Below are 15,475 nucleotides of genomic sequence, written 5' to 3' on the forward strand. Positions count from 1 at the left end.
GCCAGTGAATCTATTGCCTATTTTGTGCAAATAGATGAATCAACTTGGTGGTTGTGAGGAACAAAATGATAGCAATATTACGTATTTTCGCAGTGGCGATATTTGCGATTCTTATGTTTGTATTTGGGTGTGGTTACTGTTTACTCAGCCCACGTAACCCGAAACACGTATTTACCTTTGGTCGTTATTTCGGTCGCATGTCGAAAATCTTTGGTATGAAGTTAGAGCTTCGTATCCCGGAAGATGCTTACTCTCGTGGCCAACATGTTTACGTTGCAAACCACCAAAATAGCTGGGATCTATTCACGATTTCATCTGCGGTAACACCTAAGGTTGTGACTGTTGGTAAGAAGAGCCTAGCGTGGATGCCTCTTTTTGGTCAGCTGTACTGGTTGACGGGTAATATCCTAATCGACCGGGCTAACCGCAGCAAAGCGGTAGGTACGATCGATCAAGTGGTTACTAGCCTTAAAGAGAGTGATGTTTCAGTATGGATGTTCCCTGAGGGGACTCGTTCTCGTGGTCGTGGTTTGTTGCCATTCAAAACGGGTGCTTTCCATGCTGCGATTGGCGCTGGCTTACCTATTATCCCTATCGTGTGTAGCTCAACAGGTGGCGTGAAGCTGAACCGTTGGAACAATGGTCATGTGATTGTTGAAATGCTGCCACCAATCAGCACTGAAGATTACGATAAGTCTAATGTTCGTCAACTGGCTAACCTAGCTCGTGAGCAGATGGCTGCGAAGCTTGAAGAGTTAGACAAAGAAGTGGTTGAGCTTAATAAGAAGTAATCATCTAAGCGAAACGATGAACAAGAAAAAAGGTTGCCAATTGGGCAACCTTTTTTGTATCTGATAAACGCTCAGTATTATGCCAACTTGTTTACTAGAAACCGTTTATTCTAGATATTAAAACCTATTTGCGAACCGCAATAGCTTCGATCTCGATACCTACATCTTTTGGCAGACGCGCTACTTCAACACATGAACGTGCAGGGTAGTTTGCAACACCGTGCTCATCAAAGAACTTACCGTAAACTTCGTTTACTGTGCCGAAGTCGTTTAGGTCTTTAACGAATACCGTTAGTTTTACGATGTCTTTTACAGTCAGGCCAGAAGCTTCAACAACCGCTTGAACGTTGTCTAGAGATTGGCGAGCTTGCTCTGCGATATCAGCAGATACTTCACCAGTTGCTGGGTTTACTGGGATTTGACCAGAAGTCAGAACCATATTGCCAAGGTCAACACCTTGTACGTATGGGCCGATTGCAGCTGGAGCAGATTCTGTGTGAAGTACTTTAGTCATTGGTTATTCCGTCAGTTATTGGATAAAAAGCAATTTTTAGTGTGCCTTCAAACTTAGGATAGGTAAAGAGCAAAATACCCCGCACAGGCGAGGTATTGAATAGTTTTTGCGTTTGATCGGCGTTGCCGTATGACGTTATCTTTCTGTCACGATCTCACGAGAGAATACTTTTTCGCAGTACTTACACTTCAATCGAATATCTTCTTTCTTTTCAAAGATCTTAAAGCTGCTTTCTACGGGCTCATTGTGAGTAATACAGTTGGTGTTTGGGCACTCAAACACATCGTTGATTTGCTCAGGAAGTTCTAGTGGTAGCTTCTTAACCACTTCGTAATCTTCGATTTGGTTTACCGTTGCGTGAGGTGCGTAAAGTGCTAACTTGCTCGCCTGTTCTTCAGTGATAAAAACATTCTCTATCTTGAGTAAGTCTTTGCCGCCTAGAGCAGAAGATGGCAGGTTTAGGCCAATGGTTACTCGCTGATTTGAGTTATGCATGTCGAACAGTTTGAGTACCTTGATCCCGATGTTGGCTGGGATATGGTCGATAACCGTTCCGTTCTTGATTGCTTCAACTTTTAATTGAGTCTCTTTAGACATGATATCTCTCCTCTACAGCGTTTCGTTAAGAACAAGGGCTAGCAATGCTTCACGCGCGTAAACACCGTTCTCAGCTTGCTGGAAGTAGTAAGCGTAAGGCGTTTTATCGACATCAATCGTAATTTCATCAACACGAGGAAGAGGGTGAAGAACCTTTAGGTTATCACGTGCACTTTCCAACATCGGAGCCGTCAGGATGTACGCTGATTTGATGTGCGCGTATTCCGATTCATCAAAACGTTCTTTTTGAACTCGAGTCATGTACAGAACATCCAACTCTGGAATCACATCTTCCATGTCTGTCAGCAGTTGGTACTTAATACCCGCTTCATCAAGCTCTTCACAAATGTAGTCAGGCATCGCCAGTGCTTCTGGAGCAACGAAGTAGAAACAGATGTTGTCGAACTTCGCTAGTGCTTGAGTTAGCGAGTGAACTGTACGGCCGTACTTAAGGTCACCAACGAATGCAACGTTAAGGTTGTCGAGGCGGCCTTGAGTTTCGGCGATAGAGAACAGGTCTAATAACGTTTGTGTTGGGTGTTGGTTTGCTCCGTCGCCCGCGTTAATAACAGGTACACCGTTAGAGAACTCAGAAGCTAGACGCGCTGCGCCTTCTTGAGGGTGGCGCATTACGTAAGCATCAACGTATGAAGAGATAACCTGTACTGAGTCCGCTAGCGTTTCGCCTTTCTTCGCTAGTGACGTGTTACCACCACTGTCGAAACCAATCACATCACCACCTATGCGTTGAATAGCCGTTTCAAAAGAGAGACGAGTTCGCGTTGAAGGTTCGAAGAAGCAGCTGGCAACAACTTTGTTCTTGATGAGTTCTGGGTTTGGTTCAGCCTTTAGCTGACCTGCCGTTTGAACAATTAATTCTAGCTCTTCACGAGAAAGCTCTGGAATTGAGATGATGTGCTTTTGATAGAGCGAATTCGCCATGATCTTCTTCCCCACAATAATGTATTGGCCATAAAAAAGCCCCCCATAATGGGAGGCTTTAAAAAAGTGCTGAAAAGCAGAATAGACGGCCTGGCAAGCATGCTAGCTTGCGAGCAATATTTGGTGTTTTCACAATTTTATTATGTGTTTTCACAATATCATTATGTTTTATCACAACATTGCTTGGCGTCATTTTCACTACTCTCAGACAAATTGCCGAGAATTATACGCTTTCAATTTGTGAGCGCAAGCGATTACATCAAGCTTTTGTTTACTTTCAGTATTCGCTATTGGCCCAGAGTCGCAACCATTACCGCTTTGATGGTATGCATGCGATTCTCTGCTTCATCAAATACAATTGAGTAATCCGATTCAAAGACTTCGTCAGTGACTTCTAAGCCGTTCATTCCATATTTGTCTGCAACTTGCTGGCCGATCACGGTTTCATTGTTGTGGAAAGCGGGCAGGCAATGCATGAATTTCACTTGAGGGTTACCTGTGAGCTTAATGACATCCATATTCACTTGGTAAGGTGTCATTACAGCAACACGTTCGTCCCAAGCTTCTGGCGCTTCACCCATAGAAACCCAAACATCGGTATAAAGGAAATCACAGCCTTTCACACCTTCGGCAACGTCTTCTGTCAGCGTGATTTTTGCACCAGTACTTTGCGCGATAGCTTGGCACTCTTCGACAAGGTGCTCTTCTGGCCAGAAGGCTTTTGGCGCGACAAGGCGAATATCCATGCCCATTTTCGCGGCACCCACTAACAGAGAGTTACCCATGTTGTTACGTGCATCACCAAGGTAAGCAAAGCTGATTTGGTGTAGATGTTTACCGCGACCATGCTCAAGCATAGTGAGGAAATCAGCCAAGATCTGAGTAGGGTGGAACTCATCGGTTAAGCCATTCCAAACCGGTACACCAGCATAAGCGCCTAGGTCTTCGACAATGCTTTGGCCAAACCCTCGGTATTCAATGCCATCGTACATGCGACCTAATACACGCGCCGTATCTTTCATTGATTCTTTCTGACCAATCTGAGAACCAGAAGGGCCTAAATAAGAGACTTGAGCGCCTTGATCAAAAGCAGCTACCTCAAAGGCACATCGAGTTCGAGTGGATGCTTTTTCAAAGATCAAAGCGATGTTTTTACCGTTAAGCTTTTTCTGCTCTGTACCTGCATACTTAGCTTTTTTAAGGTCGGCAGACAGGTCGAGTAAAAACTGAATCTCTTTAGGAGTAAAGTCGAGAAGTTTTAGAAAGTTACGATTGCGAAGATTAAATGCCATCTCTCGCTCCTTGCGTATATAGGATCAATGAAGAACTTAGTTAAACATAAAAATGCTATATTTGTGAATATTTATTTTATTAATTTGATAAAAAAGGCCAGTACAATGGTACTGGCCTAGATAAGTTAGTGTGTTCGCTTTATTGAGTTTTGTGGCTTAGATACCGTCTCTTTCGATAGGACAGCTCATGCAACGAGCGCCACCGCGACCACGACCTAGCTCATTGCCCGGAATCGTCAGAACTTCGATACCTGCTTTGTCGTATTTTTCATTGGTGTAAACATTACGCTCATAGCCGATAACCGTACCCGGTTTCACCGTCAGTACGTTGTTAGCGTCATTCCACTGCTCACGTTCAGCTTCGTAGTTATCACCACCGGTTGTGATGATCTTCAGTTGATCGAGATCCAGTGCGCCTTCAATCGCTGTTAGGTAGTTTTCAGCTTTCTCTACTCGCATTTCGCCATTTTCTTTTGGCGTTAAGCGCCAAGTATCTAGGTCTTTACGAACGATCTCTGGATAGACTGAGAATGTGTCGATATCCATGTGTGTCATTACCGTATCAAGGTGCATACAAGAGCGGTGCTTCGGTAAATCAATCGCAATCACTTCTTTAGCTTGACCTGACTTGAATAAACTCGCAGCTAGGTTTTCGACACCTTGTGGCTTGGTACGCTCTGAAATACCGATAAGAACAGCGCCTTTACCGATTACCAGTACATCACCACCTTCAATATTGGCGTTGTCGTAATGAAGATCTTCATCACCGAAGTACTTTATGAAATCTTGCCCCGCGAATACAGGGTGCCAGCGATATATTGCTCGCAAGTGATTCGTTTCTCGTTGACGAGCAGGCATCATCATCGGGTTAAGAGAGACACCGCCATAAACCCAGCAAGAAGTATCGCGGGTAAATAGATGGTTAGGTAGCGGTTCAATAACGAAATCAAGTGGGCGGTGCATCTTCGGTAGCATTGAAGAAGATTTAATAGGAAGCTCAGAGTAGGCTAAACCACCAAGTAGGATCGTCGCCAAGTGCTCATTGTCCATTTGAGCAAGGTACTCTCTTAAATCACGTGCGAATGTAGGGCCGTAACGGAAATCAGAGATTTGAGTATTAAGCAGCCACTCACGAGCTTGTGCTACAGCGAGTGTCTCAACCAGTAGATCATGCAGTAATAACACTTCAACGTCTTGGTTACGAAGTGTTGTCGCAAAGGCATCGTGTTCTTCACCTGCTGCTTCTACTGCAAGTACATCATCAAAGAGTAGCTCATGACAGTTAGAAGGGGTGAGGTGGGTGAGTGCCCTTTCAGGCCTATTTAGGAGAACTCGTCTTAATTGACCGACTTCGGAGCCAACGTACAGCTTACTCATTTTGCATCCTTACTATTAATCCAGCGTCTATTTATGACAAGCTTGTTCGTAATATGCAAGTTTTGAAACTTGTGTAAAGGTTATGTTATTTTGATATTTTTGGTTTTAAATGCTGAGTTGTTTGTGATTGTTAATATTAAAATCCAACTGAAAGGCTGAGTTCTGGAACAAACTTTTTGCGGATCTATGCTCTAATTTCAGTGATTTGATAATCCACTTTGCTTGGTGAACGTGATTTTTCATTCAAAATTTATGCAGTTACTTACTTATAAGTGAGGTTTTATGCATCGATGAAGTGTTCGGCAGTATGCATCTGATATGACTAACCACTCAATTTTGAAGGAGCAAGGCTAAAAGTAACAATAAAAATGAAATGCTAAAACACACGGTAGTTAATAATATGTTGAAAATTTGTTTCTGTGATTTTGATTTCACTTTTTAATTGATATCCCTTCTGTTATCTAGCGATAAACTTGCTCTTCTACACCTGATCTAGGTGGCTTTTCTAGGCGATCCGTGCCATATTTCGTGGCAATCAAATTTGATCTTTTCATAGTCAACACTCTGGAGCAGACACATGTCTCACGAAGATGAATATCTATCAGTAGCGGAATTAATTGAATTTCAAAAAGGAGAGACTCGCGACATCATTGAAGCACTAATCGAAGATGGTAGCGATCCTGAAGCTCTATACGATATCGAGCATCACCTATTCGCTGAAGATTTCGCAGTACTTGAGAAAGCCGTTGTTGAAGCATTCAAAATGGGCTTTGAAGTGCTTGAAGCTGAAGAGACAGAAGACGAAGATGGCAACAAGCTACTTTGTTGTGATGCAACGATGCAGTGTACTCTGAACGCAGAAGCGATTGATGAGCAAGTTGAGAAGCTTGTAAATCTTGCAGAGAAGTTTGACATTATCTACGACGGTTGGGGCACTTACTACGAAGGTGAAGATGCTATCTACCCTGACGAAGATGATGAAGACGAAGAGTAATCTCTCCCAGTTTTAAAGAATGCCAGCCTTGAGCTGGCATTTTTTTGTCCTCAGAAAAATAAATGTCTTTATATGCATTCATTCATTATAATGCGGTCAAAATTGATCTAGCTCAAGGAATGACATGCGGCTACCTCTCGATGGTCTTTGGCAAATTTCGCCACTGACGGATCTCTCTATCCCACAAGATGACATTACCTTTCCTGCACCATTAAGCTCAAAGCTCCCTAATAGCTTGAGTGAAGAGGAAATCGCAGAGCAAGAATGGCACCTGATGCATGACATCGAAGTGGATGATGCCATGTTGGCGTGCCCATTTGTTGAGCTAATCGTCGCAGGCGTTGACTACTTTGCAGAAGTGCGACTCAATGGCGTTGCCGTGTTTGACTGTGATGGCAGCGAAGCTGAATATCGTAAAGACATCCGCCCTTATATGCAGCCTGGTCGAAATCGTTTTGAGATCCTTTTCCTTGAAGAAGAGGAGAGCCTGTTGCTTGAAGAGGATATGGATGACTCTATCCCTTCACAGGTCGTCGCTAAATCAGATTCTCGGATTGGAATCTGGCAAGCTCCATATTTGCAGTTCGTTCGTAACGTCAAGCTTGAGCAAGTCGTCACCGAGCAAATCTGGCATCACGGTGGTGGCTGTGAGTTTAAAGTAGATGTTATCTATCAAACGCTAAAGCCAGGGTTAATATCGGCATCAATCAAGTTTAATGGTATGACTCTCGTGATGCCGATTGATGTGCGAGCAGAACATACGGGTGTTGTGTTTCAGGTTGAGGCTCCAATGGTATTTAACCTTGAGAAGCCCAACCCTAAGCATTTATATCAGTTAGAAGTGGAACTCGATGGGCAAAAAGAGAGTTCTTTCGTAGCCTTGAATCCAGCCTCTTGCGTGAGTAATTTTTTGCGTAGTTAGCGGTTATTTAATTAGCCCGTTACGTAAGGAATCAATTCGCTCACTTGCTTATCATCTGATGAACTGCCGACGCTAACCCTATTTCAAAAACACATTATAGCGTTTTGGCCATGACAACCTCACAAGCGTCATGGCCTGTTTCTCCCCAAGCTGAATCAAGGTGTTCAAAGCCCAATTTTTCGTAAAGTTTAACGGCAGCATTAAGGCATTCGGTCGTTTCTAGATACATATGTTGATAACCCAGTTCCTTAGCTTTCTCCATCGACATATTAACCAACCTCTTAGCTAAGCCTTTGCCTCTTGTTTCTGGCAAGAAGTACATCTTTTGCAGTTCACAGACTTCTGGCATACCTGCTAATGGTGCAAATCCACCACCACCGACAATCTTTCCATCAAGTTCAATTACCCAATACTGAGATCTTTCATTGTTATAAACGCTGAACATGTCTTCTAAGGTGGGATCTGCTACACCATAACCTTTATCTTCGGTTAGCCCATTCTCATAAGAGACTTGGCGAATTACATTGGCCACTACGGTGTTGTCTTGCTGTTGTAGGGGACGAACCACCACATCACTTGAAGCGTGGCTTTGTTGCAGTGCTTTAAGGTAGTGCTCGATTCCCCCCGAAACTTGTTGAGTTTCCGCTTCCGTTAAACGCTCAAGTACCGAGTCATAAAATTGATTTTGTTGATTGTGAAGTTTGGCAAGAGTGTTTATCCCTTGCTCTGTTACTGAAGCAACAACACTGCGCTTATCGTTGGGGTGTGGCGAGGTTTGGATTAACGAGTTCTTCGCTAGATTATTGACTGCTCTACTGGCGTTGGACTTATCAATATTGAGCTTATCCGCTAATTGATTCACGGTTAATGGCTGCTGCTCTAGTTCGATAAGCGTATGCGCTTGAATCGGAGGTAGGGCAATATCACCACAATCTTTGTCGAGCATTCCAAGCTGTCGAACGAGCTGACGTGATAATTCTCTAAGTTGTGCTGAAGTCATGTTGTCTCTCAATATGGTTGCGATATACAACTATAATTTAATTGCGCGCCGCAACTATGTCAACAATAAACTCTCTAGGTTAAGCGTGTTGGTGCAAACAAAACTGTGGCTGTGTTGTTTGGCTTTCTGCTTTTCGTAGCCAAACTTTCTCATGGAAGTAGTAAGCCACGGTATTCAAAGCGGGTTCTAACGTTGCCATCACACCACCAACAAAGGCATCGCCAGTCAATAAGTAGACAACGGTAAAGGCAACACTAAAGTGGATAGTAGCGAAGCTTGCTGTTTTTAATTTAGTCATCCACTGACGAGCTTTAAGCGCTGGAACTTGAGCCCAAGCCTTTTCATGAAAATAGAAGGCCACAGTATTCACAGAGGGCTCAATCATAGCGATTAAGCTACCAATTAAGATGTCGCCAGTTAGTACGTAAGCGACACTAAATGCGATAGTAAAATGTAATGCAGCAAAGGTTAGTGTCTTTTTCATGATAATTACTCAGTCGTTGTGTTGTTTCGATAGAACTATTATTGAGAATTATTATCATTAAATCTAATGGGAAGTTAAGATTGTTTTGATAGGCAAAAGCTATCAATAAGCTGGAGTGAGGTTGATTGGACTGGAACTTAGGGCACAAAAAAAGGCTGACCATGAAGGCCAACCTTTTTGTCTAGAGCGGGAGGTTCGAAACCTCCTCGTTCATTCAGTTTTAAAGAGCAGCGATTGTCGCTTTTTGCTCTTCTAGCTTAACAAGAGTTTCTTGGTAGCCTTCAAGCTTTTCACGCTCTTTCGCGATAACCGCTTCTGGTGCTTTAGCAACAAAACCTTCGTTACCTAGCTTACCTTCGATACGCTTAATCTCACCGTGAGTCTTCGCTACTTCTTTATCTAGACGAGCAAGCTCAGCATCTTTGTCGATAAGACCCGCCATTGGGATCATCAGCTCAGATTTGCCAACAAGTTTAGTTGCACAAGCTGGAGTCGCTTCGCCGTCGGCTAGAACTTTAATATCGTCTAGCTTAGCTAGAGAAGTAAGAACGATCTTATTTGCTTCGATACGAGCTGCATCTTTCTCATCAGCGACTTTGATCATTACTTCTAAGCCTTGGCTTGGTGCAATGTCGTATTCCGCACGTAGGTTACGGATAGCTGTGATGAAAGTTTTAACCCATTCGATGTCGTCAACGATCTCAGCATTGAAGTTAGCTTCATTAAACTGAGGAAGCGCTTGAGTCATGATGGTCTCGCCTTCAACGCCGTCTACTAGCGGCTTAACGCTTTGCCAGATAGATTCAGTGATGTAAGGAAGAACAGGGTGAGCAAGACGCAGAGTCTTCTCTAGAACCGTGATAAGCGTGTAACGAGTCGCTTGTTGTTGAGCTTCAGTACCCTTCCAAAGAACAGGTTTAGTTAGCTCTAGGTACCAGTCACAGAATTGGTTCCAGATGAATTCGTAAAGCGTGTTTGCTGCCATGTCTAGACGGTAGTTGTCTAGATGAGCGTTAAATTCTTTCGCTGCAACTTCAAACTGAGATTCAATCCACTTGTCTGCTAGAGAGAATTCCATGTTTGCACGGTCTTCAACAGACAGTGACATGCCACAATCGTGCTCTTCTGTGTTCATCAGTACGTAACGGCTTGCGTTCCATAGCTTGTTACAGAAGTTACGGTAACCTTCAAGACGCTTCATGTCCCAGTTGATGTCACGGCCAGTTGAAGCCATAGCAGCAAGAGTGAAACGCAGTGCATCAGTACCGTATGGTTCGATACCATCTTCGAAAGTCTTACGTGTTGCTTTTTCGATCTTAGCAGCCAGTTTAGGTTGCATCATGTTGCCACAACGCTTTTCTACTAGCTCTTCAAGGCCGATGCCGTCAATCATATCGATAGGGTCAAGTACGTTACCTTTCGATTTAGACATCTTGTCGCCGTTTTCATCACGGATAAGGCCCGTCATGTAAACTGTTTTGAAAGGTACTTGAGCCTTGCCGTCTTCGTCTTTCACGAAGTGCATGGTCATCATGATCATACGAGCAACCCAGAAGAAGATAATATCAAAACCAGATACTAGTACTTCTGAAGGGTGGAATGTTTTCATTGCTTCAGTATCTTCAGGCCAGCCTTGTGTGCCGAACGTCCAAAGTGCAGAAGAGAACCATGTATCAAGAACGTCGTTGTCTTGCTTAAGAACAATTACCGGTGAAAGGTTGTTCTTTTCACGAACTTCTTCTTCAGTGCGACCTACGTAAACTTTACCATCGTTGTCGTACCATGCTGGGATACGGTGGCCCCACCAAAGTTGACGAGAGATACACCAGTCTTGCACGTCACGCATCCACGCGAAGTACATGTTTTCGTACTGCTTAGGTACGAATTGGATCTCACCATCTTCAACGGCTTTAACAGCAGGAGCAGCAAGAGGCGCTGTACGCACGTACCATTGGTCCGTCAGCATTGGTTCGATAACCACACCACCACGGTCACCGTAAGGAACGGTTAGATCGTGATCTTTGATTTCTTCAAGTAGGCCTAGCTCTTCAAATTCAGCAACCGTTGCACGACGAGCTGCAAAGCGCTCCATACCTTGGTATTTTTCTGGAAGCTCTGTTGAGTACACATCGCTTTCTTCACCGTTCGTTGTGAAGATTTCAGCCGCATCACGGATATCACCGTTGAACGTTAGGATGTTGATCATTGGTAGGCTATGGCGCTTGCCCACTTCGTAATCGTTAAAGTCATGAGCTGGCGTGATTTTCACACAACCCGTGCCTTTATCCATGTCAGCGTGCTCATCACCTACGATAGGGATAAGACGATTTACGATAGGAAGCAGGATTTCTTTGCCGATAAGATCTTTGTAGCGAGGATCTTCAGGGTTAACTGCAACGCCTGTATCACCAAGCATGGTTTCAGGACGTGTAGTTGCAACGACAATGTAGTCTTTGCCATCAGCGGTTTTAACACCATTCGCTAGTGGGTAGCGGAAGTGCCACATGAAACCTTTTTTGTCTTTGTTTTCAACTTCAAGATCAGAAATTGCAGTGTGCAGTTTAGGATCCCAGTTTACTAGACGCTTACCACGATAGATTAGGTCTTCTTCGTATAGGCGAACAAATACTTCTTGAGTCGCAGCCGATAGGCCGTCATCCATAGTGAATCGCTCACGATCCCAGTCTACAGATGCACCAAGACGACGAAGTTGTTGAGTGATCGTGCCACCAGATTCGCCTTTCCATTCCCAGATCTTGTCGATGAAAGCTTCACGGCCGTAGTCGTGTTTTGTTTTGCCTTCTTCAGCAGCGATCTTACGCTCAACAACCATTTGAGTTGCGATACCAGCGTGGTCAGTACCCACTTGCCAAAGCGTGTTTTTGCCTTTCATACGTTGAGCACGGATAAGCGTATCCATGATCGTATCTTGGAACGCGTGACCCATGTGTAGGCTACCAGTGACGTTCGGTGGCGGGATCATGATGCTGTAAGCTTCTTTTGATGTGTCACCGTGTGGCTTAAAGTAGCCTTTCTCTTCCCAAGTCTTATACAGAGCTTGTTCGATTGATGTTGGGTTGTATGTCTTTTCCATAGTGCTCTTATAACGGATACTGTGAATGGTTAATCGTGGTCAAACTTCATAAGTGAAGCTTCTTGAATCTAAATCCAAAGATAGCTTTAACTATGAGGTTTGACTATGGATGTTGAATCTCGATAGTTTGTAGCTGATATCCAGCCTGACGGTAAATTTTATACCTTTCTCGAGCGAGTTGCTTAGCTTTTTCTTCGCAAGGAACGAAGTCTATCACCTGAGCAAAGGCGTTCGCAAAGGTTGTATGATTATCGGCCAGATTTATTACCAATTGGCGGTTCCAATTAGGTTTGACTCCTTGATGGCCTATCTCAATATTCGTTGAATATTTTGGACCTTCGCCAACCAAGTTGTGCGCGATAAATTCAGTAGGCTCTACCTGCCAAAAAACTTCAGCGATACGCTCAGCATGAACTTTATCGTTACAGTTGAGATAAAGTTTAGCGCGTTGTTTTGCAAAATGCTGAGCAAGAAACAACACGTAGTGAGCAAAACCCTCTTCGCCGGCTTGTGGGCTGTCTGAAGACACAATGTAAAATGTGGCAGTCTGCATACTGAATACTCGAACTTGGAATCGTGGAAACCAATCATACTTGGTCAACAGGAGCTAGCAAATAACGCTTATTAAAAAAGGGCCCGTAGGCCCTTTCTATTATTTTGAAGATTGCTCTTCAGTCTCATGGCCGCTGCGGTTCAATAAGAATTGGACAAGCATTGAGACAGGACGACCTGTCGAGCCTTTCGCTGCGCCTGACTTCCAAGCTGTGCCGGCACTGTCAATGTGTGCCCAGTGGTACTTTTTAGCAAATTTAGATAAGAAACATGCTGCTGTGATTGTACCAGCAGGTCGGCCACCGATATTTGCCATATCTGCAAATGGACTCGTTAGTTGCTCATGGTATTCATCGGCCATTGGCATGCGCCATGCTCTGTCACTTGCTTGCTCAGAAGCATTCACTAACTCGTGAGATAGTGGGTTGTGATTAGACAGTACAGCACTGATGTGGTGACCTAACGCCATCACACACGCGCCAGTGAGTGTTGCTACATCGACAACACAGTCTGGTTCAAAGCGTTCAACGTAAGTAAGCGCATCACATAGAACCAAGCGACCTTCAGCATCCGTGTTTAACACTTCAACTGTTTGGCCTGACATGGTCGTTAGGATATCACCTGGGCGGTAAGCATTGCTGCCTGGCATGTTTTCACAACCTGCTAGGATACCAACTACATTAATCGGTAGGTTCAGTTTAGCTAGTGCCTTCATTGTACCGAATACAGAAGCCGCACCACACATGTCGTACTTCATCTCATCCATACCTTCACCAGGCTTAAGCGAAATACCGCCTGAATCGAAAGTAAGACCTTTACCGACTAGAACAATCGGTTTTGCATCTGGGTCAGCAGCACCTTTATATTCCATGATAGACATCATAGATTCGTTCTTAGAACCACGGCCTACCGCTAAGTATGAAGTCATACCCAGCTTTTCCATCTCTTCTTCGCCAATGATCTTAGTTTTCACTGTCTCGTAATCATCGGCCAAGCGACGAGCTTGAGAAGCAAGGTAAGCAGGATTTGCGATGTTAGGTGGCATGTTGCCTAAATCTTTAGACGCTTTCACACCTGAAGCAATCGCAAGACCGTGAGAGATTGCTTTCTCACCAAGGCTCAATTCACGACGAGTTGGTACGTTGAATACCAGTTTACGTAGTGGACGACGAGTCTCTGGTTTATTACTCTTGAATTGATCAAAAGTGTAAAGGCCATCTTTAGTCGCTTCTACTGCTTGGCGAACTTTCCAGTAAGTATCACGACCTTTAACGTGCAGTTCAGTCAGGAAACATACTGCTTCCATAGAACCCGTTTCGTTTAGTGTGCTGATGGTTTTTTGGATAATTTCTTTATATTGACGCTCGCCTAGCTCACGTTCTTTACCGCAGCCTACAAGCAGAACACGTTCTGAAAGTACACCAGGTACTTGATGCAGTAGTAGCATCTGGCCAGGTTTACCCTCTAGATCACCGCGACGAAGCAGTGAACTAATATAGCCATCGCTAATCTTATCTAACTGCTCGGCTACTGGAGAAAGGCGGCGCGGTTCGAATACACCGACAACGATACATGCGCTGCGCTGTTTCTCTGGGCTGCCACTTTTTACACTGAACTCCATGCGTACTCCTACATCCTGAAGACAAATCGAACTAAATGTTGGATAATGGGTTCTTACTTGTTGGATCCTATAATGGAACTGACCTTAAAGAAGAACGTTAACACTTAGCTAAAAATTTAAAAAATAAAAGGTTCAACGGGAAATTATAGTGATTCAATCAAAAAAACAAGTTTTGTATAGGTAATTTGAGCGTGATTATTGTTAGATATTTGATCCGAGAGACAATCAAGAGCCAATTTGCGATATTTTTTGTTCTCTTTCTCGTGTTTCTCAGCCAAAAGTTCATCAGTGTTTTAGCCGACGCCTCTGATGGTGATATTCCAGCAAGCCTTGTATTATCGATCGTGGGTCTAAATATGCCAGCGATGGGGCTCTTGATGCTTCCACTTAGTATCTATATTGGCATTTTGCTGACTTTTGGCCGCCTTTATGCCGAAAGTGAGATTGTGGTGATGAATGCTACGGGTATTGGCAATAAATTCCTCATCCAATCAGCACTTTATCTGGCGTTGATTACCGCAACTGTCGCTGCTTTTAACTCCTTTTGGCTGTCTCCGTGGTCACAAGATAAAGTAGAACAAATGTATGAGGAAGTGGCTGCAGAGAACAGCGTCGATTTACTACCCAAAGGCAAATTTGCAAGGACTCCCGATGGTTCTTCAGTTGTGTTTATAGAGGGTATCGATGGTAATCAATTAGACAATGTGTTCGTTTCTCAAATGCGACCTCGTGACTCAGTGCTTCCTAGTGTGATGTTCTCTAAGTCGGGAGACGTAAAAGAATTGAGCGATGGCCGCCAAGTTATTGTGATGTACGATGGTACTCGTCATGAAGGAGTGCCTTCTCGCCTTGATTATAGAGTGACGCACTTTGAAGAGTATGAAGGCTTAATTGGTCAGCGTGAAGTAGAGAAGAAAGGTCGAGAGTGGGAAGCGATTCCAACTATTGATCTTATTGGAAATCAAGATAATCGTGCCAAGGCTGAATTGCAGTGGCGCATGTCACTGGTGTTGTGTATCCCATTGTTGACTATGCTCGTTGTACCGCTGTCAGCAGTTAATCCACGACAAGGTCGTTTTGCAAAAATAGGTCCGGCAATCCTGATTTATTTGACTTACTTCTTGGCAATCAGTGCAACCAAATCTTCAATTGAAGAAGGGGACATTCCTGCTGCAATAGGCATGTGGCCAATCAATGCATTATTATTGTTTGTCGCGATTGGTGCCAACTTTATGGATAGTGTGCCGGTTAGGCGTTTGAAAGAAAAATTCAAGAATAAGAGGTTGGCTTAAGCC

14 protein-coding genes are annotated in these 15,475 nt (G+C 43.9%); 4 read left to right on the forward strand and 10 right to left on the reverse strand.

The features are described 5' to 3' along the window. Positions 1-65 precede the first annotated feature (65 nt). Positions 66-791 carry a 1-acylglycerol-3-phosphate O-acyltransferase gene (locus ACED25_RS14695; RefSeq protein WP_004735318.1) on the forward strand — a complete coding sequence of 242 codons (726 nt, stop codon included), beginning with the start codon at positions 66-68 and terminating at the stop codon, positions 789-791. 124 nt (positions 792-915) lie between these two features. Here the strand turns inward: ACED25_RS14695 and ACED25_RS14700 are convergent, their stop codons facing one another. From ACED25_RS14700 to arcA, 5 genes are all read right to left on the reverse strand, one after another. Beyond that, positions 916-1,305 carry a RidA family protein gene (locus tag ACED25_RS14700; protein WP_004735319.1) on the reverse strand — a complete coding sequence of 130 codons (390 nt, stop codon included), beginning with the start codon at positions 1,303-1,305 and terminating at the stop codon, positions 916-918. Between the two features lie 135 nt (positions 1,306-1,440). Further along, positions 1,441-1,902: an aspartate carbamoyltransferase regulatory subunit gene (pyrI, locus tag ACED25_RS14705; RefSeq protein WP_004735320.1), complete on the reverse strand. Its 462-nt coding sequence runs from the start codon at positions 1,900-1,902 to the stop codon at positions 1,441-1,443. 12 nt (positions 1,903-1,914) lie between these two features. Beyond that, on the reverse strand, positions 1,915-2,844 hold the full coding sequence (gene pyrB / locus ACED25_RS14710; RefSeq protein ID WP_371695538.1) for an aspartate carbamoyltransferase: 930 nt from the start codon (positions 2,842-2,844) through the stop codon (positions 1,915-1,917). 287 nt (positions 2,845-3,131) lie between these two features. Continuing rightward, a complete protein-coding gene (locus tag ACED25_RS14715) occupies positions 3,132-4,136 on the reverse strand; it encodes an ornithine carbamoyltransferase (protein ID WP_004735322.1) in 1,005 nt (334 codons plus the stop codon). 156 nt (positions 4,137-4,292) lie between these two features. Next, positions 4,293-5,513, reverse strand: coding sequence for an arginine deiminase (gene arcA, locus ACED25_RS14720; RefSeq protein WP_009847726.1), 1,221 nt, complete (start codon positions 5,511-5,513; stop codon positions 4,293-4,295). 577 nt (positions 5,514-6,090) lie between these two features. Here arcA and rraB point away from each other — a divergent pair. Beyond that, complete coding sequence (gene rraB / locus ACED25_RS14725; RefSeq protein WP_004735324.1) at positions 6,091-6,507, forward strand: ribonuclease E inhibitor RraB; 417 nt, start codon at positions 6,091-6,093, stop codon at positions 6,505-6,507. A gap of 124 nt (positions 6,508-6,631) precedes the next feature. After that, positions 6,632-7,429 carry a hypothetical protein gene (locus ACED25_RS14730; protein WP_009847725.1) on the forward strand — a complete coding sequence of 266 codons (798 nt, stop codon included), beginning with the start codon at positions 6,632-6,634 and terminating at the stop codon, positions 7,427-7,429. Positions 7,430-7,523: 94 nt separating this feature from the next. Here the strand turns inward: ACED25_RS14730 and ACED25_RS14735 are convergent, their stop codons facing one another. The 5 genes from ACED25_RS14735 to pepA all read right to left on the reverse strand — a co-directional run bounded on the left by ACED25_RS14735 (position 7,524) and on the right by pepA (position 14,180). Beyond that, positions 7,524-8,429, reverse strand: coding sequence for a GNAT family N-acetyltransferase (locus ACED25_RS14735; protein WP_371695539.1), 906 nt, complete (start codon positions 8,427-8,429; stop codon positions 7,524-7,526). 79 nt (positions 8,430-8,508) lie between these two features. Further along, positions 8,509-8,913 carry a DUF2061 domain-containing protein gene (locus ACED25_RS14740; protein WP_009847723.1) on the reverse strand — a complete coding sequence of 135 codons (405 nt, stop codon included), beginning with the start codon at positions 8,911-8,913 and terminating at the stop codon, positions 8,509-8,511. A gap of 220 nt (positions 8,914-9,133) precedes the next feature. Continuing rightward, the gene (locus ACED25_RS14745; RefSeq protein WP_371695540.1) at positions 9,134-12,007 is read right to left on the reverse strand and encodes a valine--tRNA ligase; all 2,874 of its coding nucleotides are present in this window, start codon (positions 12,005-12,007) and stop codon (positions 9,134-9,136) included. Positions 12,008-12,110: 103 nt separating this feature from the next. Beyond that, the gene (locus ACED25_RS14750; RefSeq protein WP_371695541.1) at positions 12,111-12,560 is read right to left on the reverse strand and encodes a DNA polymerase III subunit chi; all 450 of its coding nucleotides are present in this window, start codon (positions 12,558-12,560) and stop codon (positions 12,111-12,113) included. Between the two features lie 99 nt (positions 12,561-12,659). Next, on the reverse strand, positions 12,660-14,180 hold the full coding sequence (gene pepA, locus ACED25_RS14755) for a leucyl aminopeptidase (RefSeq protein WP_017097529.1): 1,521 nt from the start codon (positions 14,178-14,180) through the stop codon (positions 12,660-12,662). Positions 14,181-14,371: 191 nt separating this feature from the next. On the opposite strand from pepA, the gene lptF reads away from it, so the two are divergent. Beyond that, entirely contained in the window at positions 14,372-15,472 is a 1,101-nt protein-coding gene (lptF, locus tag ACED25_RS14760) for an LPS export ABC transporter permease LptF (RefSeq protein WP_009847716.1), read from the forward strand. The last annotated feature ends 3 nt before the right edge of the window (positions 15,473-15,475 follow it).

The sequence above is a fragment of the Vibrio sp. 1F263 genome (assembly GCF_041439035.1).
In the GTDB taxonomy this organism is placed as follows: Bacteria; Pseudomonadota; Gammaproteobacteria; order Enterobacterales; family Vibrionaceae; genus Vibrio; species Vibrio tasmaniensis_A.

Coding starts and splice junctions, on each gene's coding strand:
- ACED25_RS14695 (WP_004735318.1), top strand. CDS start 66: ATGATAGCAATATTACGTATTTTCGCAGTGGCGATATTTGCGATTCTT.
- ACED25_RS14700 (WP_004735319.1), bottom strand. CDS start 1,305: ATGACTAAAGTACTTCACACAGAATCTGCTCCAGCTGCAATCGGCCCA.
- pyrI (WP_004735320.1), bottom strand. CDS start 1,902: ATGTCTAAAGAGACTCAATTAAAAGTTGAAGCAATCAAGAACGGAACG.
- pyrB (WP_371695538.1), bottom strand. CDS start 2,844: ATGGCGAATTCGCTCTATCAAAAGCACATCATCTCAATTCCAGAGCTT.
- ACED25_RS14715 (WP_004735322.1), bottom strand. CDS start 4,136: ATGGCATTTAATCTTCGCAATCGTAACTTTCTAAAACTTCTCGACTTT.
- arcA (WP_009847726.1), bottom strand. CDS start 5,513: ATGAGTAAGCTGTACGTTGGCTCCGAAGTCGGTCAATTAAGACGAGTT.
- rraB (WP_004735324.1), top strand. CDS start 6,091: ATGTCTCACGAAGATGAATATCTATCAGTAGCGGAATTAATTGAATTT.
- ACED25_RS14730 (WP_009847725.1), top strand. CDS start 6,632: ATGCGGCTACCTCTCGATGGTCTTTGGCAAATTTCGCCACTGACGGAT.
- ACED25_RS14735 (WP_371695539.1), bottom strand. CDS start 8,429: ATGACTTCAGCACAACTTAGAGAATTATCACGTCAGCTCGTTCGACAG.
- ACED25_RS14740 (WP_009847723.1), bottom strand. CDS start 8,913: ATGAAAAAGACACTAACCTTTGCTGCATTACATTTTACTATCGCATTT.
- ACED25_RS14745 (WP_371695540.1), bottom strand. CDS start 12,007: ATGGAAAAGACATACAACCCAACATCAATCGAACAAGCTCTGTATAAG.
- ACED25_RS14750 (WP_371695541.1), bottom strand. CDS start 12,560: ATGCAGACTGCCACATTTTACATTGTGTCTTCAGACAGCCCACAAGCC.
- pepA (WP_017097529.1), bottom strand. CDS start 14,180: ATGGAGTTCAGTGTAAAAAGTGGCAGCCCAGAGAAACAGCGCAGCGCA.